Raw genomic sequence first — 24180 nt, 5'->3', positions numbered from 1 at the left:
GCCCGGCAAGAATAACCGTCCAGCCCGACTGGCGCCGCCTCGCCGGTGCCCGAGTCGCCTATTCCCAGGGCGGCAGAAGCCTGTCGCGCAGCACCTGGCGCTGCGCCTCCCAGCCCGGCATCACGCTGGCCACCGTGGCCCAGAAGCGCGGGCTGTGGTCCATGTGGCGCAGGTGGGACAGCTCGTGCACGACCACGTAGTCGATGACCTCGGGCGTGTGCTGCATGAGCCGCCAGTTCAGGCGGATGGCCCCTGCGGTGTTGGCGCTGCCCCAGCGCGTGCGCGCGCTGGTCAGGCGCAGGCTGGTCCATTGCACGCCCAGCAGCGGCGCATGGCGCTGCAGGCTGGCCGTGAACCAGGAGCGGGCCTCGCGCAGCATCCAGGCCTGCACGCAGGCACGCACCTCGGCAGCCGATGCGTCTGGCGCCAGGGGCAGGTGCAGGGACTGGCTGCCGTCGGCCGCCTGTTCGCGGTGGACCTGGCGGGTGCGCAGCGGCTGGGCTTCGCCACCGGTGAGAAGCAGTGCCAGGGGACGCCCCAGATAGTCGATCTCGCCGCCGTGCTCCCACCGGATGCGTGCCGACTGCTGGGCCCGCTGGCGCTGCCCGGCCTCCTGGAGCTTGCGCAGTATCCAGCCCGACTTCGCATCCAGTGCATGCCCGATGGCCGTCATGCTCACCCATGCGGGCGCGCTGACCACCAGCCCCTGCGTGCCGATGGTGAAGCCTATGGTGCGCCGGCGCGACCGCTGCAACCGATAGTGCAGCACCTGCCCCTGGAGAACCGCCTGCTGGTTGGCTTGCGGATGAACGAAGGAACTGTGCGCGGAGCCGGCGGGCGGGGTGGGTGCAGGTGCAGGTGCAGGTACAGGTACAGGCAAAGCCTGCGGCGCTTCGGGTTGAGCGGATCGCTCACGGCGCGGCCTCAGCCCGCCGTCCTTTCTTTCCACGGCGGGCGGCACCAACCAGTCCCAGGAACGCTGTGCCGTGTCCGCCATGCCGACTCCTGCCTCAGGCGCGGTAGGCCTCGGGGTCGAGGCGCTGCATCTCGGATTCGATCCAGTTTTCGACTTCCACCATCAGCTCCTCGTGCTTGCGGCCCACGGAAGGGATGGGCTTGCCTATGGAGACATCGACCACGCCCGGGGTCTTGATGAAGGCCTTGCGCGGCCAGCACTTGGCCGAGGTGACGGCAATGGGCACCACGGGCACGCCGGTCATGATGGCCAGGCGCGTGGCGCCGGTCTTGTACTCGCCGCGTTCGCCGCGCGGGATGCGCGTGCCTTCGGGGAACATGATGACCCAGGTGCCCTGGGCCAGCAGGCGCCGGCCCTGCTCCACGACCTTGTGGAATGCGCGCGAGCCGTGCTTTCGGTCGATATGGATCATGTCCATGCTGCCGATGGACCAGCCGAAGAAGGGCACCATGAGCAGTTCCTTCTTGAACACATAGGCCAGCGGGCGCGGCATGATCGCCGGCATGAGGAAGGTTTCGTAGGTGGATTGGTGCTTGACCAGCAGCACCACGCCCTGCTTGGGATCGGTGGGCAGGTTCTCCATGCCCTGCACGCGGTGGCGCACGCCCATGATCACGCGGGCGCTGTCCACCGACAGCTTGAGCCAGGCGCGCGCCACGGCATAGACGCGGCGCGGCCCGCCGCCCAGCCAGCGCGTGAGCAGCACGGCCAGGGTGTAGGGGATCACGGTGATGCCCATCCAGAGCATGTGGAGGGTGGAGCGGATCAGGGACATGGCGGCAGTGTGGTGCAGAAAGCGGCGCAGGGGCCGGGCGGCAGGCCCGGGCCTTGCGCCCTCAGGAATCGGAATTCACAAAGATAGCATTGTGCGCAGGACGGCAGGCCGGCGGCGCATGGGCAAAGCGCCATTCGGGCGTTCAGGCGTTCAGGGAGCGGGTGCGGCATCTGCCGGAACCAGCGCATCGGCCAGCGCGGCCAGGCTGGCATGGCGCTGGGTGCCGGGCGGCAGTCCAGGCGGCAGCGCCCCGTCCAGAGACACTCCGGCGCTGGCGCCCGTGCATACCAGGTGCAGGCGCGCGCCCATGGCGGCGCCGGCCTGCAGGTGGGCCACGCAGGAGCCGACCACCCACAGCTGATGCCCCTCGACGCCGAAGCGCTCGGCAATCTGCTCGAACAGCGCCGTGCCGGGCTTGCGGCAATGGCATTCCTCGTCCGGCGCATGGGGGCAGTAGAAAACCGCATCGACGCGCGCGCCTGCCGCCGCCATTTCGCGGTGCATGCGCGCGTGCACGGCATTGAGCTCGGTCACGTCGAACAGACCCCGGCCCAGGCCCGGCTGGTTGGTGGCGACCACCACATGCCAGCCCGCCCGGTTCAGGCGCGCCACGGCTTCCAGCGCACCGCGCTGGGCCTTCCAGGCCTCGGCCGAGCCGATGAACCCCTCTTCACCGATCTGGTTGAGGGTTCCGTCACGGTCCAGGATCGCAATTTTCATGGTCGGGTCCCAAGAATGTCAGAACTCAATTGCGCGCGTCCCAAGACGAGGGACACCGAGGAAGGGCCTAGGCCGGCCGCGCCGCCCCGCACCGAGGGTGTCGTCCCCCTCCCTTGCGAAGCAAGTAGAGAGGGGGAAGGCGCGAAGCGCCTCAGGGGGTGCTCCATTCACGCCAGTCGCGAAAGGTCCGCCACGCGGTTCATGGCTTCGTGCAACGTGGCCAGCAGGCCCAGGCGGTTGGCCTTGAGCGCCGGGTCTTCGGCGTTGACCATCACATGCTCGAAGAAGGCATCGACCGGGGCGCGCAGCGCGGCCAGGGTCTGCAGGCTGGCCGTGTAGTCGCCGGCAGCAAACTGCTGCTGCGCCTTGGGCGCCACCGATTGCAGGGCTGCGTACAGGTCCTTCTCTGCCACCTCGGCCAGCACGGCCGCGTCGACCTGGGCCTGCACCGCCTGGTCGGCCTTCTTGAGGATGTTGCCCACGCGCTTGTTGGCGGCGGCCAGGGCCGGTGCCTCGGGCAGCTCGCCGAAGGCGCGCACGGCTTCCAGGCGCTTTTGCACGTCGGACAGGCGCTGCGGGCGCAGGGCCAGCACCGAGTCCACTTCCTGGGCCGAGAAACCCTGCTCGCGCAGGTTGCCGGCCAGGCGGTCGTAGATGAAATCGGCCAGCTGGAGCGTGGCGTCCTCGATCTTGTCGCCGAAGGCGGGCAGCACGCTGACCAGCAGGGTTTCCAGGTCCAGCGCCAGGTCCTTCTCGACCAGCATGCGGATCACGCCCAGGGCGTGGCGGCGCAGCGCGAAGGGGTCGCGGTCGCCCGTGGGCAGGTTGCCGATGCCGAACATGCCGACCAGGGTTTCCAGCTTGTCGGCCAGGGCCACGACCACGCCGGCGTTGCCGCGCGGCAGTTCGTCGCCCGCAAAGCGGGGCTTGTAGTGGTCCTCGATGGCATCGGCCACGGCCACGTCCAGGCCGTCGTTGAGCGCGTAGTAGCGGCCCATGGTGCCCTGCAGTTCGGGAAACTCGCCCACCATGTCGGTCACGAGGTCGGTCTTGGCCAGTTGCGCGGCCAGGTCGGCCTGCTGGGCCAGGCCCGTGTCGCCCAGCTGGCGGGCAATGCTCTTGGCGATGGAGCGCACGCGCTCCACGCGCTCGCCCTGGGTGCCGAGCTTGTTGTGGTAGACCACCTTGCCCAGCCCGTCCACGCGCGAGGCCAGGGTCTTCTTGCGGTCCTGGTCGAAGAAGAACTTGGCGTCAGCCAGGCGCGGACGCACCACGCGTTCGTTGCCGCCGATGACGGCGCTGGCATCCTGGGGGCTGATGTTGCTGACCACCAGGAACTGGTGGGTCAGCCGGCCGGCGGCGTCCAGCAGCGGGAAGTACTTCTGGTTGGCCTTCATGGTGAGGATCAGGCATTCCTGCGGCACGTCGAGGAATTCCTTCTCGAACTCGCAGACCAGCACATTGGGGCGCTCGACCAGGGCCGTGACTTCGTCCAGCAGGGCCTCGTCCTCGATGGGACGGACACCGCCGCCCACGCGCTCGGCAGCGGCCTGCAGCTGACGCGCGATCTCGGCACGGCGCTCGGCGAAGCTGGCGATGACGGCGCCTTCCTCGCGCAGCTGCGCGGCGTAGTCATCGGCGGAGCGGATGACCACGGGATCGACCGCCGCCTCGAAGCGGTGGCCATGCGTGGCCGTGCCGGCCGTCAGGCCCAGGGCCTTGACGCCGATCAGCACCTCGGTGCCGTGCAGCACCACCAGGCCGTGGGCCGGGCGCACGAAATGGACGCTGCTCCAGCCGTCGGCCAGCTGGTAGCGCATGACCTTGGGGATGGGCAGCCTGGCAATGGCTTCGTCCAGCGCCTTTTGCACGCCGTCGGCCAGCATCACGCCGCGCACGGTGGAGGCGTGGAACAGGGCCTCGGCCTTGCCTTCGCCCTGGCGGGTCAGGCTGGCAACGGCTTCTTCGCCGGCGCCCAGGGCGGCCAGCTTCTTGATCAGTGCGGGCGTGGGCTTGCCGTCGGCGTCCAGGCCCACGGAGACGGGCATGAGCTTTTGCGACACGGCCTTGTCCTCGGCCTGGGGCAGCACTTCGGTGATGTGGGCGGCCAGGCGGCGCGGCGAGGCATAGGCCGTCAGGCGCGCTTCGCTCGATGCCAGCAGGCCCTGGGCCTTGAGCTGCTCGAACAGCACGCCGGCAAAGGCGTCGCCCAGCTTTTGCAGCGCCTTCGGGGGCAGCTCTTCGACAAACAGTTCAACAAGAAGATTCGATGCGTTCATGGTCTGGTGTTCTCTCGGTGCAGCGGTGTCCGCCTCAGGCGGCCTTCTTGCCCTGTTGTTCGGCGGCCTTGGCCAGCTCGGCCAGCACTTCGTCGGCATGGGCCTTGGGCGCCATGGGGAAGCCCAGGCGCGCACGGCTGTCCATATAGGCCTTGGCCACGGCGCGGGCCAGGTTGCGGATGCGGCCGATGTAGGCGGCACGCTCCGTCACGCTGATGGCGCCGCGCGCATCGAGCAGGTTGAAGGTATGGGCGGCCTTGAGCACCTGCTCGTAGGCCGGCAGCGCCAGCTGTTCGCCGATCAGGTGGTTGGCCTGCTTTTCGTGGGCGCTGAAGGCGGTGAACAGGAATTCGGCGTCCGAGTGCTCGAAGTTGTAGGTGGACTGCTCCACCTCGTTCTGGTGGTAGACGTCGCCGTAGCTCAGGCCGTCGGTCCAGGTCAGGTTGTAGACGTTGTCCACGCCCTGCAGGTACATGGCCAGGCGCTCCAGGCCATAGGTGATCTCGCCGGTGGCGGGCTTGCAGTCGATGCCGCCGACCTGCTGGAAGTAGGTGAACTGGGTCACCTCCATGCCGTTGAGCCAGACTTCCCAGCCCAGGCCCCAGGCGCCCAGCGTGGGGTTTTCCCAGTCGTCCTCGACAAAGCGGATGTCGTTCTTCTTGAGATCGAAGCCCAGGGCCTCGAGCGAGCCCAGGTACAGCTCCAGGATGTTGTCGGGCGCGGGCTTGAGCACGACCTGGAACTGGTAGTAGTGCTGCAGGCGGTTGGGGTTGTCGCCGTAGCGGCCGTCCTTGGGGCGGCGGCTGGGCTGCACGTAGGCGGCCTTCCAGGGCTCGGGGCCCAGGGCGCGCAGGAAGGTCGCGGTATGCGAGGTGCCCGCGCCCACTTCCATGTCATAGGGCTGGAGCAGCGCGCAGCCCTGGTCGGCCCAGTAGGACTGCAGCTTGAGGATGATTTGTTGGAAAGTGAGCATGACTTGTTTCAGGCGTCGCACGCAGGCCGGGGCCGCGCCGGTGAATGAGAGGCGGCTCGCGCCGCGCAAACGACGATTTTAAGGCGCCGCCCGGCCCTGCGCCGTGGCGCGGGCCTGCGGCCCCACGGCAGACGCTCCACAGGGCGATCTGCATCAAAAAACGGAGCAGGCGACACATGCCGGCAAAGGCCGTGGCGCGCGAAGCCCCGAAAGCCCACCTTGCACGACGCATCCGGATCATTTTTTGACAATTCACCGGGGCAGCGGCCGGTGGCCGTTCTCCCCGCCGCCATGCACGCCGCCTAGAATGGCCCATTGACCTTTTTTGTCGTGGACCACCACCGTTTCGGAGCCTGCCATGAACCTGATGAACATCATCACCAAGCAACTGATAGAGATCATCGAGTGGACCGATGACTCGCGCGACACGCTCTCCTACCGCTGGCCCGACGACGACAAGGAAATCAAGAACGGCGCCCAGCTCATCGTGCGCGAGTCGCAGCAGGTGCAGTTCGTCTCGGCCGGCCAGTACGCCGACCTGTTCAGCCCCGGCAAGCACACGCTGACCACGCAGAACATTCCCATCCTGTCCACCATCCAGGGCTGGAAGTACGGCTTCAACTCGCCGTTCAAGTGCGATGTCTACTTCATCAACACGCGGCTGTTCACGGGCAACAAGTGGGGCACCTCCAACCCCGTGATGGTGCGCGACCAGGACTTCGGCGCCGTGCGCCTGCGCGCCTTCGGCACCTATGACTTCCGCATCGTCGAGCCGGCCAAGTTCCTCAAGGAAGTGGCGGGCACGGACCAGAACTTCCGCATCGACGAGTTCGCCGACACCATGCGCTCGCGCATCATCAGCGTGTTCACCGAGTCGCTGGCCAAGGCCCGGGTGCCCGTGCTGGACGTGGCCCAGCGCTATGGCGAGCTGGGCGATGCGCTGCTGCCGCTGATCAACCCGGCCATGACGGACAAGTACGGCCTGGAGATCACCAGCTTCGTGCTGGAGAACGTGTCCGTGCCGCCCGAGGTGGAGCAGGCCATCGACAAGCGCTCCAGCATGACGGCCATCGGCAACCTCAACGACTACGTCAAGTACCAGATGGGCCAGGCCATGACCACGGGCGGCGAAGGCGCTGCCGCAGCCACCCTGCCCGCCACCATGGCCATGGGCTTCGGCATGGCGCAGGAGATGATGAAGAGCATGCAAAACGGCGGCGGCGCCGGCGGCGCACCGGCCGGCCAGGCCTCCGACCCGTTCTCGCCTGCCGCCGCCCAGGCCGCCCAGGCGCCGGCAGCACCCGCCGCCGGTGGCCTGCAGGTGCTGACTCCGGCACAGGCGGCCCAGGTGCTGGGTGTCAGCGAGGCCGATGTGCTGGCCGAGATCCAGGCCGGCAACCTCAAGGCGCGCCAGATCGGCAGCCAGTGGCGCATTGCGCAAGCCGCACTCGATGACTTCCTGCGCGGCTGACATTTCCGTGGTTTGACCCTTTGCGGCGCCAGGCCCTGCCTGGCGCCGCGTCCCGTTTTCCAGGACCGATGCCGTGAGCGCGCCCTCCTCCAGTTCCTCCAGCACCTCGACTTCCCCCGCCTCCGGTTCCTGGGAGGCCGCTGCCGCCGCGCCGGCCATGGTGCGCAAGCACCCCTGCCCCGAATGCGGCGCCAACCTCGAATGGAATGCCCAGGCCCAGGCGCTCAAGTGCCCGTACTGCGGCACCACGGTGCCCTGGAGCGAGGAAACGCGCGAGGAACTGGGCCGCGATGTGGTCGAGCAGGACTTGGCCGAGGCGCTGCGCAACCCCAAGTCCGGCCGGGGCTGGGGCACGGAGGACCGCTACGAGGTCCAGTGCCAGAACTGCCGCGCGATCTCGGTCTTCGTGAACCGCACCGTGGCCAAGCGCTGCGACTTCTGCGGCTCGCCCTCCATCGTGGCCCACGAGGGCCAGGGCGATGCCATCACGCCGCAGAGCATCCTGCCCTTCAAGATCAGCGACGGCCAGATCCGCGACCGCATACGCCAGTGGTACGGCAGCCGCTGGTTCGCGCCCAACCGCCTGAAATCCGCCGCGCTGACCGACACGCTGCACGGCGTCTACCTGCCCTACTGGACCTTCGACGCCCACGCCAGCGCCGACTGGCAGGCCGAGGCGGGCTTCTACTACTACACCACCGAGTCCTACCGCGACAGCAACGGCAACGTGCAGACGCGCCAGGTGCGCCATGTGCGCTGGGAGCCGGCCTCGGGCAGCCTCGCCCATTTCTTCGACGACGAGCTGGTGCCCGGCACCGTGGGCGTGCACGCCAACCTGCTGCGCCAGGTGGAGCCCTTCCCCACCACCACCGACCTCAAGCCCTACACGCCCGAGTTCGTGCGCGGCTGGACGGTGGAGCGCTACCAGATCGACCTGGGCAAGGCCGCGCAGGTCAACGTGCAGGACATGGACGAGCAGCTGCGCGCCCTGTGCGCGCGCCAGGTGCCCGGCGACACCTACCGCAACCTGCAGATGCAGCGCGAGTACCAGGGCCGCACCTTCAAGCACATCCTCGTGCCGGTCTGGCTGGTGGGCTACACCTACGGCAGCAAGACCTTCCAGATCATCGCCAACGGCTACACGGGCCAGATCGCGGGCGAGCGCCCCTACAGCGCCCTCAAGATCACGCTGGCCGTGCTGGCCACGATCATGGTGCTGGCGCTGCTGTGGGTGATGTTCGGCAAGTAGGCCGGCTGCCGCTCACCACGCGCTCCAGACCTCCTCGGCCAGACCGAACGCCGTGCTGGCGCCGGACCCACCCGTCACAGCGACCACGCGCGTGGCCTCGTCGGGCGCATGCACCACGCAGGGCGCGTCCTGCGCGCTCGGGTAGACGCCCACCCAGCGCTCTACCACCTGCGCATCGCGCAAGTGCAGGGCCTCGTTCATGTGGCGCAGCATCAGCCGGTCCACGGCTTCGCTGGCAAAGGGCGGGGGCGCTGCGCCGTAGTGGTGGGAGTCGCCCACCACCAGGCTGCCGTCGGCGCTTTGCACGGCGATCAGGTGGATGCCGTGGGCCAGGCTCTCGCCCTCCTCCCGCTCCAGTTCGGCGCGCAGCACGGCGGCTTCGGGCAGGGCGCTGTAGCCCTCGTATCTGACCATGCTCAGGTCCCCCATGACCGAGCCCTTGAGCCGAAAGCCCGGCTGCGGCCGCACGCGCAGCATCTGCAGCTGGCACAGCTGGATGCGGTGCGGCGTCCACAGGCCGGCGAACAGGCCGCCCGGGTCGGCGTTGTTGCAGACCACCACGCGTTCGCCGTGGTAGCTGGCGCGGGCGCTGCGCACCCGGGGTGCCGCCACCTCGAGCACGGCCTCGCCGAAGCGGAAATCCACGCCCATGGCCCGCTCCAGCCACTGCGCCAACCTGGCAATGGCCGTGCGCGACTCCACGCGCAGCTCATGCGGGCTGTAGAGCACGGCGCTGAGGTCTTCGGTGCGCAGTGCCGGGTGGCGTTCGGCGGCCTGGGCCGGCGTGAGCAGCTCGCAGCGCTCGCCCATGGAGGTGCTCAGAAAGGCGTGGAGCACGGCCTCGGCGCTGGCCCGGCGCGCCGTCAGCCACAGGCCGCGGTGCACGACCTCGATGCCGGCCTGCGGCGCGATCTCGGCCCAGGTATCGCGCGAACGCATGGCCCGCTGCCAGTGGGCGCCCGCCTGCTGCCCCGTGACAGTGACAAAGCCGAAATTGCGGATGGAGGCGGAGATGCAGGCCGCGTCGCGCTCGATGACGAGCACGCTGCGGCCACGGCGCGCAGCCGCATAGGCGTGGGCCAGGCCGACAATGCCGGCCCCCACCACGATCAGGTCGTAGTTCTTCATGGGAGAAAACAGAGGAGAGGGAAAGGAAAAAAGTCAGCGCTGGCGCCAGCGCTGCGTGCGCCGCTGCACCCAGGCATCCAGCGCCGCGATCAGCAGCCGGCCCGCAGCGGCCGTGGCAAAGATCAGCGTGGCCATGGCGGCGGCCGGCGCGGTGTCGCCCGCGTCGTCCATGGCCAGCACGGCCACCGAAGCCAGCGTGGTCTCGGGCGAGTACAGGAACACCACGGCCGACACCGTGGTCATGGCGTTGACGAAGAAATAGCCGGCCACCTGCATGACCACGGGCAGGCATACCGGCAGGTGCACGCGCCACAGCAGCGTCCAGAAGGCCACACCCATGGAATCGGCCACGCGCTCGTACTCGGCATCGAGCTGCTGCAGCGCGGCCAGTTGCGTGATGTGCGCCACCGAGAAGAAATGCGCCACCGAACACAGCACCAGGATGGCCATGCTGCCGTACAGGAAGTGCAGCGGATTGCCCTGGGCATTGAAGAACAGGATGTAGCCCAGGCCCAGCGCCAGCCCCGGCACGGCCATGGGCAGCGTGGCCACGGCATGCAGCCACTGGCGCGTGCGCGCCCAGCGCACGGGCTTGGCCACCAGGTAGGCGGTCACAAAGCTCAGCACCGCGCCCAGCACGGCCGTGGCCAGCGCCATGGACAGCGAGTTGCCATAGCTGGCCCAGCCGCCGCCGTCCATCATGTCGAAGCGGTAGTTCTTGAATGTCAGCGTGAGGTTGTAGGGCCAGTAGCTGACCAGGGAGGCCAGCACGGCCGTGCCCATGACGGCCAGCAGCGCCAGCGCCACCAGCGCGCAGTAGGCGAACAGCGCGCGGTCCAGCGGCGCATGGGGCTGGGGCACCAGCGGCACGGAGCGCACGCCCATGGTGGCCGCCTGGCGCGCACGCAAATGGCGCTCGGCCGCAAAGGCTAGGCCGGCCGGCACCAGCAGCAGCATGGCCACCACCGCACCCATGGACAGGTTTTGCTGGCCGATGACCTGCTTGTAGATGTCGGTGGCCAGCATGGCCGTGTTGCCGCCAATGACCTTGGGCACGCCGAAGTCGGTCACCACGAGCACGAAAACCACGATCCAAGAAATCATCAGCCCGTAGCGGCTGGCCGGCAGCGTGACCTGGCGGAAGCTGCGCCAGCGGCTGGCGCCCAGCGTGGCGGCCGCCTCGTACAGGCGCGCATCGCCCGAGGCCAGCGTGGTGCACAGGATCATCAGCGCATGCGGAAAGGTCCAGAGCACCGAGCCCACGATGATGCCGAAGGGCCCGTAGGCCGAGCCCCCCTGCAGCCAGCCCTTGAGCAGGCCCTGGCTGCCGAACAGGTAGATCAGGCTGATGGCCATGAGCAGCGAAGGCGCCAGCAGCGGCACCAGGGCCAGCGCGCGGAACCAGCGCGCCAGCGGCATGCAGCTGCGCACCACGCCATAGGCGTAGGCATAGGCCAGCAGCACGCAGACCGTACTGCTCACGGCCGACAGCCACAGGCTGTTGAACAGCGATTGCGCCACGCCCGGCATGCGCGCATAGGTGATGAACTGGGCCAGGCCCGTGAAGCGGCCCGTGTCGTCCCAGAAACTCCTGCCCAGCAGGCTGGCCACCGGCAGGGCGATGGTGACCAGCAGCCAGGCCAGTGCGCCCAGCACCAGGGCGCCCAGCCACCAGCGCTCCCAGCCTGCGCTGCGCCCCTGCGGACGCACGGGTCCTGCAGGCGCGCTGCGGCGGGCGCAAGCGGAGCGGTCCACCGGCAACGGCACCGGCACGGAAACGGCCGTGTCCATGGGATGCGCGCTCATGCGGCCTTCCTCGCATCGGGCGCCGCCAACGGCTGCAGCGCAGCGGCGGGCAACTCCATCAGCACCTCGCCCTGCAGCCAGTCGGGCAGGCCCACGTCGTGGCGCAGGGGCCACTGGGCGTCAACCTGGCACTGCAGCGTGGGGCTGTACAGGCGCACCAGGGCCATCGATCCGAGGAAGGAGGTCTCCACCACGCGGGCGCGCAACAGGTTGGGCAACGCCGTGGGCTGGGCCGGGTGCAGCACCACGCTTTCCGGACGCACGCCGACCAGCAGCGCGTCGCCACGCTCGAAGCCGGCCAGCGCACAGCGCAGGCTGGCTTCGCCGATGCGCACCTGGTCCGCCCCCTCGGCCGTGGCCGGCAGCAGGTTCATGCGGCCCACGAAACCGGCCGCGAACTGGCTCACGGGCTGGGCATAGAGCTGCTCGGGCGAACCCTGCTGCTCGATGCGGCCCTGGTGCATGAGCACCACGCGGTCGGCCATGGACAAGGCCTCTTCCTGGTCGTGCGTGACCATGATGGAGGCGATGCCCAGCTGGCGCTGCAGCTGGCGGATCTCGCTGCGCAGCTCGGTGCGCACCTGGGCATCGAGCGCGGACAGCGGCTCGTCGAGCAGCAGCAGGCGCGGCCGGGGCGCCAGCGCGCGGGCCAGTGCCACGCGCTGCTGCTGGCCGCCCGACAGCTGGGCCGGGTAGCGCTGGGCCTGCGCGCCCAGACCCACCAGGGACAGCATCTCGGCCACGCGCTCGCGCGCCTGCGCCGCAGGCTGCCCGTTCAGCCCGAAGGCCACGTTCTGCGCGGCCGTCAGGTTGGGAAACAGCGCATAGCTCTGGAACACCACGCCGAAGCCACGGCGCGCGGCCGGCCAGCGCGTGATGTCATCGCCCTGGAACAGCACCCTGCCCTCGTCAGGCATGTCGATGCCGCAGACGATGCGCAGCAGCGTGGTCTTGCCGCAGCCCGAAGGGCCGAGCAGGCTGACGAACTCGCCCGCCTCCACGTTCAGGTCAATGCCGCGCAGCACCTGCTGCTCGCGGTAGCGCTTGGCGATATGGTCTATGCGCAGCATGGCGTGGCTCCGGCTTACTTTTTCTCTGCCTTGGCTTCGTAGCGGCGGCTCCACTCGGCCAGGATGCGCTCGCGGTTGGCCGCGGCCCAATCGAAGTCGTTCTTCGCCAGCCGCTTTTCGAGGTCGGCAGGAATGAACTCCAGCTTTTCCTGCGCCTCGGGCAAGGCCAGCACGGCGAAGTTGGCGGCGTAGAGCTTGTTGGCCTCGGGCGTGACGGCCCAGTCGGCCAGGGCCTTGGCGGCTTCCTGCTTCTTGCTGGTCTTGAGGATGGCCGTGGCCTCCACATCCCAGCCCAGGCCTTCCCGGGGGAAAACGATGTCGATGGGCGCACCGTCCTTCTTGGTCTTGCTGGCGCGGTACTCGAAGCTCAGGCCCACGGGAAACTCGCCGGCCCCCGCCTGGCGGCAGGGCTTGGAGCCGCTGTGCGTGTACACGCCCATGTTCTGGTGCAGGCCGTCCATGTAGGCCCAGCCCTTGTCCTCGCCCATGATCTGCAGCCAGGCCGCGACCATCAGGTAGCCCGTGCCGCTGGAGGCCGGGTGGGGCATGGTGATCGTGCCCTTGAACTCGGGCCTGACCAGGTCGGCCCAGCTGGCGGGCACAGGCAGCTTGCGCTTGCCGGCCTCCACGGTATTGAAGCAGATGGCCGACGACCACAGGTCCATGCCCACCCAGGTCGGCTGGGCGCGCGGATCGCGCATGTTGGCGCGCACCTTGTCCAGGCCCTTGGGCGCATAGGGCTGCAGCATGCCCTGCTTGTCCAGCAGCATCAGCGAGGTGGCGGCCACGCCCCAAATCACGTCGGCCTGGGGATTGGCCTTTTCGGCCAGCAGGCGGGCCGTGATGATGCCCGTGCTGTCGCGCACGAACTTGAGTTCGATCTCGGGATGGGCCTTCTCGAAGCCGCTCTTGTAGGCCTTGATCTGGTCGGCCTCCAGCGCGCTGTAGACCAGCAGCTCGGTCTTGGCCGCGTGGGCCAGGGTGGCGAAGGAGGCGACGGTCAGCGCCGCAGAGGCAATGGCAAGGCGGCGGCCCAGGGAGGCAAGGGTGTGGCGCATAGCGTGTCAGTTCCGTTGTGGGTTCGTGGACAGGCGGCAGGGTCGCCACCTCTGACACCCACTGTAGAAAGCGCAGGTGAAACGTCCGTGTCACACAACGGAAATTTGGCGAAGCGGGTATTGGCGGATTTGGGTGCCCTCCGCCCCTCGGCGCCCCCTCGCCCCGCTCCCGCCTTCTTCAGCGGCGCGGCTTTACCCTGCCCGGGCGCTCAGCCTGGGCCGTCTGCGGCTGCAGCGCATCCAGCAGCCGGTCCTGCAGGCGCGCGCGGTGGGCAAGGTTCTCATCCAGCCGCGCGGCCAGCGCGTCGATGTGATCGCGCATCAGTTGCTCGGCGCGCGCCATGTCGCCGGCCGCCAGCGCATCGACGATGGCCTCGTGGTCGGCATTGGAGTGCTGTGCCTCGGTCTGCGACTGGTACAGCGCAGACACCAGGGTGGTGCGCGCCGACAGGTCGGCCATCATGGCCGTGAGAAAGCGGTTGCCCATCTGCTCGGCCAGGCAGACGTGGAAGTCGGCCAGCAGCACGCTGCGCTGGCCGGCGTTGTCGGCCTCGGCGATGGCGCCGCGCTCCTGGGCCACATGCTCGCGCAGCGTGCGTATGGCCGCCTGCAGCGGCCGGCCCGCGTCGCGCAGCATGCCGGACTCCAGCACGCGGCGCGCGGCATAGGTTTCCTGGGCTTCCTCGAACGAGGGCTCGACCACGTACCAGCCCTGGCGCGAGCGCACCTCGACGAAGCCGCGCGCCTGCAGCTGCATCAGCGCCTCGCGCACCATGGTGCGGCTCACGCCGAAGACCTCGGCCAGCTCCTTTTCGCCCAGGCGTTCGCCAGGGCGCAGCTTGCGCTCGACGATGGAGCGCATCACGCGCTCGGCGATCAAGGCCGGCCCGGTGGCCGGCGCATCCTGCGGCTCGGACATGGCGGCCTCCTCAGGCTGCGGCCGGAATGCGGCGCGGGCGCAGCGTGGCCATCACCCAGTACACGCCGCCGCCGATCAGCACGCCGAAGAACCAGCCGTAGGTGCCCCACCAGACCGGCAGCAGGCTGGTGAAGTTGGGCAGGATGGTGGAGAACACGCTGCCGATGCCGGTGGCAATGAGCGCGTTGACGTTCCAGCCGCCCTCGTAGCGGTATTCGCCATGCTCGTCATACAGCGCCGCCACGTTGATGTTGCCCTTGGCCACCAGGTAGTAGTCCACCAGGATGATGCCCAGCAGCGGCCCCATGGTGGCGCCGATGGCGTTCACGAAGTGGGCAGCGCCGCCCTCCCATGGTGCAAAGGGGTAGAGAGCCAGGGCGATCAGTGCGGCGATGTATCCGCCGCGCTTGAAGTCGATGCGCTTGGGAAACACGTTGGAAATATCGAAGGCCGCCGAGACGAAGTTGGCCACCACGTTGATGCCCAGCGTGGCCACGGCAAAGGTGACGGCGGCCAGCAGGGCCAGCACCCAGCTGTCGAACTTGGCCGAGATCTGCTCGGGGTGCAGCAGCACCTCGCCATAGACCTTGAAGGCCGCAATCGTGGTGATGCCGGCCACCAGCGAGAACGCGATCAGGTTCACGGGCAGGCCCCAGAGGTTGCCCTTGGCGACCGCTTCCTTGTTCTTCGCATAGCGCGAGAAATCGCAGAAGTTCAGGTACAGCGCCGCAAAGTAGGTGATCCAGGTCGCGCCCACGGCCATCAGCGCCCAGAAGCTGCCCGGCGCGCCGCTCACCCCCGCATCCTTGGTCTTGTCCAGCAGCACATCCATGGGAATGCCGTGGTCGAAGCTGAAGCCGCCGGCCTTCACGCACAGGCCGATGGCCAGCACCAGCATGGCGATCCACACGGCAGGCCCGGCCCAGTCCTGGAATCGCCGCACGGTCTCCATGCCCCTTTGGATGATCAGCAGCTGCAAGGCCCAGATGACCACGTAGCAGATCACCTCCAGACCCGAATGGCCCAGCCAGTGCGTGGTCTGGTGGAAGGACAGCAACGCCTCATTGCGCACCAGCAGCGCCACCATGGCGCCCGAGGCGGCCGCCGTCTGCGCCCCGTACCAGAAGCAGGCCACGATGGCTCGCACCAGGGCAGCCAGATTCGCGCCCCATACCCCGAAGGACGCACGCGCCAGCACCGGATAGGGCACGCCGGTCTTCTCGCCCGCATAGCCCACCAGGTTCATCAAGAAGAAGATGACCAGGGAGCTGATGCCGATGGCGATCAGAAAATTGACGAAGCTGCCGCACAGCAGAAACAGGCTGGCCGCCAGGTAGTAGCCCCAAAGGCTGTGCACGTCCGAAGTCCAGACGTTGAAAATGCTGAAGGCGCCCCAGCGGCGGTCCTTGGTGGGCGCCAGGTCTTCGTTGTAAAGACCCGGCGAGGGATTGCGAATATCCATTGCTGCGCTCCTTGATCACGAGCAATCACTGACACAAGACCAGCCGAGACCCATGAATCAGCTGGCACACAAACTGGCACGCAAACTGGTATGCAAGAAGTGTGCCTTCAGGCGCAGGAGTTGTTTCCAGGGACATACCCGGCCACGCCGGCCCTGCGCATCACGGCGCCATGTTGAAATGGCGCCAGGCATTCCTGACCCCAACACCCCGCCATGTTCGTCACGCAGCTCAAGTCCTTCTTCTGGGTGGCCCGCCTGGGCAGCATCACGCAGGCGGCACGCCAGCTTTCGCTGAGCCAGCCCACCGTGACCACCCAGATCCGCGCGCTGGAAGAGCACTACGGCGTGGAGCTGTTCCATCGCCAGGGCGGGCGCCTGTCCATCACCGATGCCGGGCTGCGCCTGCTGCCCCAGGTCGAGCAACTGCTGCTGCAGACCATCCAGCTGGAGTCGGCGCTGCGCCATTCGGGCGATGCCAGCCAGGGCCAGCTGCGCATCGGTGCGACGGCGCCCTACTACGTGCTGGACATCGTCAAGCGCTACCAGCGGCGCTTCGAGCGGGTGGAAGTGGCCATCGTGGGCGGCAACTCGCGCCAGATGGTGCAGGCGCTGGTGGACTACCAGGTGGACCTGGCGACCTCATCGCACCTGGAAGGTGATCCGCGCCTGCTGCGCGTGGAACTGGGCCAGGACCCGCTGGCCCTGCTGGTGCACCGCAGCCACAGGCTGGCGCAGCGCACCATGGTGCAGGCGTCCGATCTGGTGCAAGACACGCTGATCCTGCGCGAGCGCGGCTCCATGACGCGCCAGCTCACCGAACAGATGCTGGCCGCCGCCGGCCTAGCACCGCGCCACGTCATGGAAATCGCCAGCCGCGAAGCCATCCGCGAGGCCGTGATCCGCGACATGGGCATCAGCGTCTTCGCCCGGCATGAAGCCTCGGCCCACCCCGACATCGTCGTCCTGCCCTTCGCAGGCCCCGTGCCGCGCCTGCCCGAGTACCTGTACTGCCTGCGCGAACGCCGCCAGGCCCGGCTGATCGCCGGCTTTCTGGAGGAGGCCGTGCCGGGCGGGGTGCTGCCGGACCAGATGTGAACTGGCTCAGGCCAGCTCGGCATCCGCCAGCAGCGGCTGCCTGAGATCCTTGTCCGACAGCGACAGCTCCACATCGAGCTGCGGCCACTGCACGCCGATGGCCGGGTCGTCCCAGGCAATGCCGCGATCGGCCTGGGGCGCGTAGAAGGCCGTGGCCTTGTAGAGGAAGTCGGCGCTGTCGCTGAGCACCATGAAGCCGTGGGCAAAGCCTGGGGGCACCCACAGCTGGCGGTGATTGTCTTCCGTCAGTTCGGTTCCCACCCATTGGCCGAAGGTCGGCGAGCCCTTGCGGATGTCCACGGCCACATCGAACACGGCGCCGCGCACCACGCGCACCAGCTTGCCCTGGGCATGGGGAGGCAGCTGGTAGTGCAGGCCGCGCAACACGCCTTTCTTGCTGCGGCTGTGGTTGTCCTGCACGAACTGGTGGTCCGTGCCCGTGGCCTGGTTGAAGGCCTGCTGGTTGAAGCTTTCGAGGAAGAAGCCGCGATCGTCACCAAAGACCTTGGGCTCAATCAGCATCACCTCGGGAATGGCCAGGGGTGTTGCCTTCATGCGTGCACCTTTTCCTTGAGGATCTGCAGCAGGTACTGGCCGTAGCCGTTCTTGGCCAGGGCCTGGCCCAGCGTCTCGAGCTGGGCACGGTCTATCCAGCCCTGGCGGAAGGCGATCTCCTCGGGGCAGGAGACCTTCAGGCCCTGGCGCTGCTGCAGCGTGGCGATGAACTGGCCGGCCTCCAGCAGGCTGTCGTGCGTGCCCGTGTCCAGCCAGGCATAGCCACGGCCCATGAGCTCCACATTGAGCTGGCCCTTGTCCAGGTACAGGCGGTTGAGGTCGGTGATTTCCAGCTCGCCGCGCGCCGAGGGCTTGATGGACTTTGCCAGTTCCACCACCTGGCTGTCGTAGAAATACAGGCCCGTGACCGCGTAGTTGCTCCTGGGCTGCCTGGGCTTTTCCTCCAGGGAAAGCACACGGCCCTGGGCGTCGAACTCGGCCACGCCATAGCGCTCGGGGTCCTGCACATGGTAGGCAAACACCGTGGCGCCCTCGCTGCGCGCGTCAGCGCGTTCGAGCAGGCGGGGGAAGTCGTGTCCGTAGTAGATGTTGTCACCCAGCACCAGGGCGCTGGGGGCGCCGGCCAGGAAGTCTTCGCCGATCAAAAAGGCCTGGGCCAGTCCATCCGGGCTGGGCTGGACGGCGTACTCCAGCTTCAGGCCCCACTGCGAGCCGTCACCCAGCAATTGCTCGAAGCGCGGCGTGTCCTGCGGGGTGCTGATCACGAGGATTTCTCGGATGCCCGCGAGCATGAGGGCGCTCAGCGGGTAGTAGATCATGGGCTTGTCGTAGACCGGCAGCAGCTGCTTGCTGATGGCCAGCGTGGCAGGGTGAAGGCGGGTGCCGGAGCCGCCAGCGAGGATGATGCCTTTGCGTTGCGCGTTCATGGGGTGGGTCCTGTCGTTCGTGCTGAGTCGCGAGACCGCGCTCAGATGATTTCCTGCAGCATGCGGTCCACGCCGGCCTGCCAGTGCGGCAGGCGCAGGCCGAAGGTCTGCTGCAGCCGCTCGGTGTTCAGGCGGGAATTGTGCGGACGCTGCGCCGGGGTGGGAAAGGCGCTGGTGGGCACGGCAGCTATGCGCTGCACCTTCCAGGGCCGGTCGGGTGCGAGTTCGCGGGCGCGGGCGATCACATGGCTGGCGTAGGCATGCCAGGTGGTCTCGCCACCGGCCACCAGATGGTGCAGGCCTTCGCCGCCGAACTGGCGCAGCACCTGGCGGATGGCATGGGCCGTCACGTCGGCGATCAGGTCTGCCCCCGTCGGCGCGCCCCATTGGTCGTCGATCACGCTCAGCACCTCGCGCTCCTGGGCCAGGCGCAGCATGGTCTTGGCGAAGTTGCCGCCGCGCGCCGCATAGACCCAGCTGGTGCGAAAGATCAGGTGGCGGCAGCCCGAAGCCTGGATCAGCTGCTCGCCTTCGAGCTTGCTGCCGCCATAGACGGACAGCGGCGCCGTGGCCTCGGTCTCCGTGCGCGCAGCGCTGCCGCTGCCGTCGAAGACGTAGTCCGTGCTGTAGTGCACCAGCAGCGCGCCGGTCTGCGCCGCCTCGCGGGCCAGCACCTGGGGAGCCAGCGCATTGAGCAGCCGCGCCTGTTCCGGCTCGCTTTCGGCTTTGTCCACGGCCGTGTGGGCGGCGGCATTGACGATGACATCGGGACGCAGAGCGCGCACGGTCCGTGCGAGTTCATCGAGGCGAGAGAGATCGCCGCACAGGCCCTGGCCACCGGCGTCGCCCTGGCGGTCCAGCGCAATCAACTCGCCCAGCGGCGCCAGGCTGCGCTGCAGCTCCCAGCCCACCTGTCCATTGCGGCCCAGCAGCAGCAGCTTCATGCGCCGGCTCCCTCCGTGTACTGGCGGCTGACCCATTCGCGGTAGGCGCCGGACTGCACATCGGCCACCCACTCGGGATTGTCCAGGTACCACTGCACGGTCTTGCGGATGCCGGTCTCGAAGGTCTCCGCGGGCTTCCAGCCCAGTTCGCGCTCGAGCTTGCGCGCGTCGATGGCATAGCGCCGGTCGTGACCGGGGCGGTCCTTCACATAGGAGATCTGGGCAGCGTAGCTGGTGCCATCGGCCTTGGGGCGCAGCTCGTCGAGCAGCGCGCAGACGGTGTTCACGATCTCGACGTTGGGCTTTTCGTTCCAGCCGCCCACGTTGTAGGTCTCGCCCAGCTTGCCGGCCTCCAGCACGCGGCGGATGGCGCTGCAATGGTCGCGCACATAGAGCCAGTCGCGCACCTGCATGCCATCGCCATAGATGGGCAAAGGCTTGCCGGCCAGGGCGTTGACGATCATCAGGGGGATCAGCTTCTCGGGGAAATGCAGCGGGCCGTAGTTGTTGCTGCAGTTGGTGGTCAGCACGGGCAGGCCGTAGGTGTGATGCCAGGCGCGCACCAGGTGGTCGCTGGCGGCCTTGCTGGCCGAGTACGGGCTGTTGGGTTCGTAGTTATGGTCTTCGGTGAAGGCCGGTGCCGCTGGCGCCAGGCTGCCATAGACCTCGTCGGTGGAGACATGCAGGAAGCGGAAGGCCGCCCTGGCCTCGGCATCCAGCGCGCTCCAGTAGCCGCGCACGGCCTCGAGCAGGCGGAAGGTGCCGACCACGTTGGTCTGGATGAAGTCCTCTGGGCCGTGGATGGAACGGTCCACATGGCTTTCGGCCGCAAAGTTGACCACGGCGCGCGGCTGGTGCTCGGCCAGCAGGCGGGCCAGGACTTCGCCATCGCCGATGTCGGCCTGCACGAAGACATGGCGCGCATCGCCCTGCAGGCTCTCCAGGCTCTTGAGGTTGCCCGCGTAGGTGAGCTTGTCCACGTTGAGCACCGGCTCATCGCCGGCAGCCAGCCAGTCCAGCACGAAATTGGCGCCGATGAAGCCGGCGCCGCCTGTGACAAGAATCATGGTTCAACCTTGCAAAATTTCATTGTTCTTGGTTCGGGGTTCAGGCAGCAGCCTGCAGTGCTGCCTCCCGCGCGACCTGGGCATTGTCGGCGCTCACCAGTGAAAAAACCCGCAGAGGCGGGCTTTTTCCTTCAGGACACGCCTTTTACACACCAGGGCGTATTCACTGGCCCTGCCAGCGGCGCAGCACCAGCGAGGCGTTCGTGCCACCGAAGCCGAAGCTGTTGGACAGCACGGTGTTCAACTGGGCATCGCGTGTGCGCGTGACCAGGGGCATGTCGTTCAGCGCGGGATCGGGCGTGTCCACGTTGACCGAACCCGCGATGAAGCCCTTGTTCATCATGATCATGCAGTAGATGGCTTCCTGCACGCCGGTGGCGCCCAGCGAGTGGCCGGTCAGCGACTTGGTGGAGGAGAACGGCGGCACCTGGTCGCCGAACAGCGCGCGCATGGCGCGCACTTCCTGCATGTCGCCCACGGGCGTGGAGGTGCCGTGGGTGTTGATGTAGTCCACGCCGCCTTCGAGGCCTTCAAGGGCCTGCTGCATGCAGGCGATGGCGCCGTCGCCCGAGGGCGCGACCATGTCCTCGCCATCGCTGGTGGCGCCAAAGCCCACGACTTCGGCCAGGATGTTCGCACCCCGGGCCTGGGCGTGCTCCAGGCTTTCCAGCACCACCGCGCCGCCGCCACCTGCGATCACGAAACCGTCGCGGTGGGCGTCATAGGCGCGCGAAGCCTTTTCGGGCTGGTCGTTGTACTTGCTGGACATGGCCCCCATGCCGTCGAACAGCAGTGCCATGCCCCAGGACAGCTCTTCGCCGCCGCCGGCAAACATCACATCCTGCATGCCCCAGGCGATCTGCTGCGCCGCTGCGCCGATGCAGTGCGCCGAGGTGGAGCAGGCCGAGGTGATGGAGTAGTTGATGCCCTTGACCTTGAAGTTGGTCGCCAGGCAGGCGGACACCGTGGAGCTCATGCAGCGCGTGACCTGGTAGGGCCCGACGCGGCGAATGCCCTTTTCGCGCAGCGTGTCGGCCGCCTCGATCTGGTTGGCCGGCGACCCGCCGCCCGAGCCCATGATCAGGCCGGTACGCGGATGGCTGACCTGCTCGGGAGCCAGGCCGGCCTGGGCGATGGCATCTTCCAGCGCGATCTGCGCATAGGCAGCGGCATCGCCCATGAAGCGCAGCTGCTTGCGATCGATACGTGCCTCGACGTCGATCTCCGGCACACCGGCCACCTGGCTGCGCATGCCCAGTTCGGTGAACTTCGGCATGGCCTTGATGCCCGTGCGCCCCTCGCGCAGCGAGGTCTCCACGGTATCGAGGTCGTTGCCGATGCACGAGACAATGCCCGCGCCGGTGATGACTACGCGACGTTTGGTCATGCTGCCGTTCCCTGGCCTTCACCCTCGCGCAGGAACAGGCCCACGCGCAGGTCATTGGCGACGTAGATTTCCTTGCCGTCGGCCAGCAGGCGTGCATCGCCGATGGCCATGTTGAGCTTGCGCTTGATCACGCGCTTGATGTCGATTTCGTAGGTCACGAGCTTGACGTCAGGACCCACTTCGCCCGTGAACTTGACTTCGCCGGCGCCCAGCGCACGGCCCCGGCCGGGAAGGCGCAGCCAGGTCAGGTAAAAGCCGATCAGTTGCCACATGGCGTCCAGACCCAGGCAGCCGGGCATGACGGGGTCGCCCCGGAAATGGCAGTCGAAGAACCAGAGATCAGGCTTGATGTCGAGTTCGGCGACGATCTTGCCCAGGCCGTGGGCGCCACCATCCGTGTCGATGTGCGTGATGCGGTCGAACATCAGCATGGGAGGCAGTGGCAGACGCCCGCTGTCTGCGGAAAACAGCTTGCCTTCGCCCGAAGCGATCAGTTGCTCATACGAAAAAGAATCGGCCATTGTCTAACTTGCTCCACGGCGGCACTGACGCCACCTCTATCTCTGAATGGGTGCGGCCCGCAGCGGACCATGCAGCCGCGCATTATCGGGGCTGAACGTTGCCAGACTGCAACAAAACCCCGAGGCCGCATCAAAACTCTGCCACAAAAGCCACGCCGACCCAGGTCGCGGGACTTGGCTACAGCCCCTGAACCGAGGCCCTGCGGCGGCCGATCCAGGCCACCAGCAGCACCGCCGCAGCAGCGGCGCACAGCGGGACCAGACCTGCTGCATTCACCCAGCGCGCAAACGGTGTCAAGGCCTCGCGGCCCTGCACACTGGCCTCAAGCACCGCGCGCTCGTAAGGCACCAGCGCGTGCGTCACCACGCCCCGGTGGTCGATGGCCACCGTGGCGCCGGTATTGGTGGCGCGCAGCATGGGGCGCTCGAACTCCAGCGCCCGCATGCGGCTGATGGCCAGATGCTGGTCGATCGCCACGCTGTCGCCAAACCAGCCGATGTTGCTGAAATTCACCAGCACCGTGGGCGCCGTCGCTGCATTGCCGAAATGTGCACCCAGCTCTTCGCCAAACAAATCCTCGTAGCAGATGTTGGGTGACAGCCGCTCGCCAGCCCAGGCCATGGAAGGCTGGCCCAGCGCGCCGCGGTTGAAGTCGCCCAGCGGTATGTTCATCATCTGCGTGAACCAGCGAAACAGCGGCGGGATGAACTCCCCGAAGGGCACCAGATGGTGCTTGTCGTATTGGTAGTCCTGGATCTGGCCAGGCTGCCAGCCCACGACCGAGTTCGTATAGCCGGCCTCTTCCGAGCCCAGCGGAATGCCCAGCAGCGCCGCCTGCCGGCCTCCCTTCTTCAGATACGGTTCGCGCAGCAGGTCCAGGTATTCCTCGGGCAACTGCTGGGGCAGCAGGGGCACGGCCGTCTCGGGTGCGACCACCAGCTGCGCCGTGGCCGCGCGCAGCTCCCGCCCGTACCAGCCCAGGGCCAGCGGAATGCCGCTGCCGGCCTCGAACTTCTCATCCTGCGGGATATTGCCCTGCAGCATGGCCACGCTCAGCGCTGGCCGTTCGGCCGATGGTGCATTGATGGCGGCATCGCGAAGCCACCACAGCCCGCCCCAGGCCAGAACCAGGGCCGCCACAGTGGCCGCGCACCGTGCAGGCCGAAGGGCTTGTCCGCCCCGCGAACCGGCCGCCAAGGCGGCCAGCCAATATGCCAGCCAGGACGCCACCGCCCCCGTGCCGTAGACGCCGATCCAGCGCGGCAGCACCGACAGGGGCCCTTCGACGTGGGCATAGCCCCCCGCGCCCCAGGGAAAGCCGGTCCACAGCCAGCCACGCGCCAATTCGGCCAGCAGCCAGACGGCGGCGAACAGCAAGGCGCCGCCCGCCGTGCTGGTGGGGCGCAGCTTGTGCCAGCCCCAGGCGGCCACCGCGTAGTAGCTGCCCAGGAAGGCCGCAAGCGCCAGCACGGCGGCAACGGCCAGCGGCGCAGGCAGGCCGCCATAGACATGCATGGAGATGAACAGCCACCAGAAGGTGGCCACCAGCCAGGCGGTGGCATAGAGCATGGCCCGCCCCGCCGCCTGGGCCGGGCGCTGTGCCGTCTGCAGGGCGCGTGCCAGCACGGCCAGCGACAGAATCTGCAGCCACCACAGCGGGCGGCCATAGCCGCCGACCAGGCTCAGCGGCCCGTCGCCCTGGCCGCGCGCCCAGGGCCAGGCCAGCGACAGGGCCTGGGCTGCACCCGCAAGCAGCAGCAGCACGCCCACGGCGAGCCGGCCCATGCGCCGGCCGTCTTGCGAAAAAGCGGAAGAACTGGACAGGGGCATCGGCCAG

Annotated in this window: 21 protein-coding genes; 3 read left to right on the top strand and 18 right to left on the bottom strand. The window is 68.0% G+C overall.

Annotation, left to right across the window (positions count from 1 at the left end):
• Positions 1-58: 58 nt before the first annotated feature.
• The 5 genes from ACF8NF_RS07590 to glyQ form a co-directional block, all read right to left on the bottom strand.
• A complete protein-coding gene (locus ACF8NF_RS07590; protein WP_392450355.1) occupies positions 59-997 on the bottom strand; it encodes a M48 family metallopeptidase in 939 nt (312 codons plus the stop codon).
• Positions 998-1010: 13 nt separating this feature from the next.
• Entirely contained in the window at positions 1011-1751 is a 741-nt protein-coding gene (locus ACF8NF_RS07585; RefSeq protein ID WP_016446474.1) for a 1-acyl-sn-glycerol-3-phosphate acyltransferase, read from the bottom strand.
• Positions 1752-1901: 150 nt separating this feature from the next.
• Complete coding sequence (locus ACF8NF_RS07580) at positions 1902-2471, bottom strand: HAD-IIIA family hydrolase (protein WP_013804243.1); 570 nt, start codon at positions 2469-2471, stop codon at positions 1902-1904.
• Positions 2472-2638: 167 nt separating this feature from the next.
• Positions 2639-4750 carry a glycine--tRNA ligase subunit beta gene (glyS, locus tag ACF8NF_RS07575; RefSeq protein ID WP_392450354.1) on the bottom strand — a complete coding sequence of 704 codons (2112 nt, stop codon included), beginning with the start codon at positions 4748-4750 and terminating at the stop codon, positions 2639-2641.
• A 34-nt stretch (positions 4751-4784) separates the two neighbouring features.
• Complete coding sequence (gene glyQ / locus ACF8NF_RS07570) at positions 4785-5723, bottom strand: glycine--tRNA ligase subunit alpha (protein WP_277849383.1); 939 nt, start codon at positions 5721-5723, stop codon at positions 4785-4787.
• Between the two features lie 358 nt (positions 5724-6081).
• On the opposite strand from glyQ, the gene ACF8NF_RS07565 reads away from it, so the two are divergent.
• Positions 6082-7194: an SPFH and helix-turn-helix domain-containing protein gene (locus ACF8NF_RS07565; protein ID WP_016446478.1), complete on the top strand. Its 1113-nt coding sequence runs from the start codon at positions 6082-6084 to the stop codon at positions 7192-7194.
• A gap of 73 nt (positions 7195-7267) precedes the next feature.
• Complete coding sequence (locus tag ACF8NF_RS07560; RefSeq protein WP_016446479.1) at positions 7268-8443, top strand: zinc ribbon domain-containing protein; 1176 nt, start codon at positions 7268-7270, stop codon at positions 8441-8443.
• A 12-nt stretch (positions 8444-8455) separates the two neighbouring features.
• Here the strand turns inward: ACF8NF_RS07560 and ACF8NF_RS07555 are convergent, their stop codons facing one another.
• The 6 genes from ACF8NF_RS07555 to ACF8NF_RS07530 all read right to left on the bottom strand — a co-directional run bounded on the left by ACF8NF_RS07555 (position 8456) and on the right by ACF8NF_RS07530 (position 15886).
• Entirely contained in the window at positions 8456-9571 is a 1116-nt protein-coding gene (locus tag ACF8NF_RS07555) for a TIGR03364 family FAD-dependent oxidoreductase (protein WP_016446480.1), read from the bottom strand.
• Between the two features lie 33 nt (positions 9572-9604).
• Positions 9605-11377 carry a putative 2-aminoethylphosphonate ABC transporter permease subunit gene (locus ACF8NF_RS07550; protein WP_016446481.1) on the bottom strand — a complete coding sequence of 591 codons (1773 nt, stop codon included), beginning with the start codon at positions 11375-11377 and terminating at the stop codon, positions 9605-9607.
• On the bottom strand, positions 11374-12447 hold the full coding sequence (locus ACF8NF_RS07545; RefSeq protein WP_016446482.1) for an ABC transporter ATP-binding protein: 1074 nt from the start codon (positions 12445-12447) through the stop codon (positions 11374-11376). The genes ACF8NF_RS07550 and ACF8NF_RS07545 overlap by 4 nt, the downstream gene beginning before the upstream one ends.
• Positions 12448-12461: 14 nt before the next feature.
• Complete coding sequence (locus tag ACF8NF_RS07540) at positions 12462-13505, bottom strand: putative 2-aminoethylphosphonate ABC transporter substrate-binding protein (protein ID WP_016446483.1); 1044 nt, start codon at positions 13503-13505, stop codon at positions 12462-12464.
• A 178-nt stretch (positions 13506-13683) separates the two neighbouring features.
• Entirely contained in the window at positions 13684-14424 is a 741-nt protein-coding gene (locus ACF8NF_RS07535; RefSeq protein WP_160852885.1) for a GntR family transcriptional regulator, read from the bottom strand.
• Between the two features lie 10 nt (positions 14425-14434).
• On the bottom strand, positions 14435-15886 hold the full coding sequence (locus ACF8NF_RS07530) for an NCS1 family nucleobase:cation symporter-1 (RefSeq protein WP_338498409.1): 1452 nt from the start codon (positions 15884-15886) through the stop codon (positions 14435-14437).
• Positions 15887-16099: 213 nt separating this feature from the next.
• Between ACF8NF_RS07530 and ACF8NF_RS07525 the strand changes: the two genes are divergently transcribed.
• A complete protein-coding gene (locus ACF8NF_RS07525) occupies positions 16100-16981 on the top strand; it encodes a LysR substrate-binding domain-containing protein (protein ID WP_016451843.1) in 882 nt (293 codons plus the stop codon).
• 6 nt (positions 16982-16987) lie between these two features.
• On the opposite strand, the gene rfbC is transcribed toward ACF8NF_RS07525, so the two are convergent.
• From rfbC to lnt, 7 genes are all read right to left on the bottom strand, one after another.
• Entirely contained in the window at positions 16988-17536 is a 549-nt protein-coding gene (gene rfbC, locus ACF8NF_RS07520; RefSeq protein ID WP_392450350.1) for a dTDP-4-dehydrorhamnose 3,5-epimerase, read from the bottom strand.
• Positions 17533-18423 (bottom strand): glucose-1-phosphate thymidylyltransferase RfbA, encoded by an 891-nt coding sequence (gene rfbA / locus ACF8NF_RS07515; RefSeq protein WP_392450348.1) that lies wholly within the window; start codon positions 18421-18423, stop codon positions 17533-17535. Before rfbA ends, rfbC begins: the two co-directional genes overlap by 4 nt.
• Positions 18424-18464: 41 nt before the next feature.
• A complete protein-coding gene (gene rfbD / locus ACF8NF_RS07510) occupies positions 18465-19367 on the bottom strand; it encodes a dTDP-4-dehydrorhamnose reductase (RefSeq protein ID WP_392450347.1) in 903 nt (300 codons plus the stop codon).
• Positions 19364-20434, bottom strand: a complete 1071-nt coding sequence (gene rfbB / locus ACF8NF_RS07505; RefSeq protein ID WP_392450346.1) for a dTDP-glucose 4,6-dehydratase — start codon at positions 20432-20434, stop codon at positions 19364-19366. The genes rfbD and rfbB overlap by 4 nt, the downstream gene beginning before the upstream one ends.
• Before the next feature lie 163 nt (positions 20435-20597).
• On the bottom strand, positions 20598-21821 hold the full coding sequence (gene fabB / locus ACF8NF_RS07500) for a beta-ketoacyl-ACP synthase I (protein WP_016446491.1): 1224 nt from the start codon (positions 21819-21821) through the stop codon (positions 20598-20600).
• Positions 21818-22342: a bifunctional 3-hydroxydecanoyl-ACP dehydratase/trans-2-decenoyl-ACP isomerase gene (gene fabA / locus ACF8NF_RS07495; RefSeq protein ID WP_016446492.1), complete on the bottom strand. Its 525-nt coding sequence runs from the start codon at positions 22340-22342 to the stop codon at positions 21818-21820. Before fabA ends, fabB begins: the two co-directional genes overlap by 4 nt.
• Before the next feature lie 178 nt (positions 22343-22520).
• On the bottom strand, positions 22521-24128 hold the full coding sequence (lnt, locus tag ACF8NF_RS07490; protein ID WP_017404270.1) for an apolipoprotein N-acyltransferase: 1608 nt from the start codon (positions 24126-24128) through the stop codon (positions 22521-22523).
• Positions 24129-24180 lie beyond the last annotated feature (52 nt).

It is taken from the genome of Delftia sp. WSY_22 (genome assembly GCF_043104185.1).
Classification (GTDB): Bacteria; Pseudomonadota; Gammaproteobacteria; order Burkholderiales; family Burkholderiaceae_C; genus Comamonas; species Comamonas tsuruhatensis.
The sequence above is the reverse complement of the archived record's forward strand: the minus strand, read 5'-3'. Positions and strand labels throughout refer to the sequence as shown.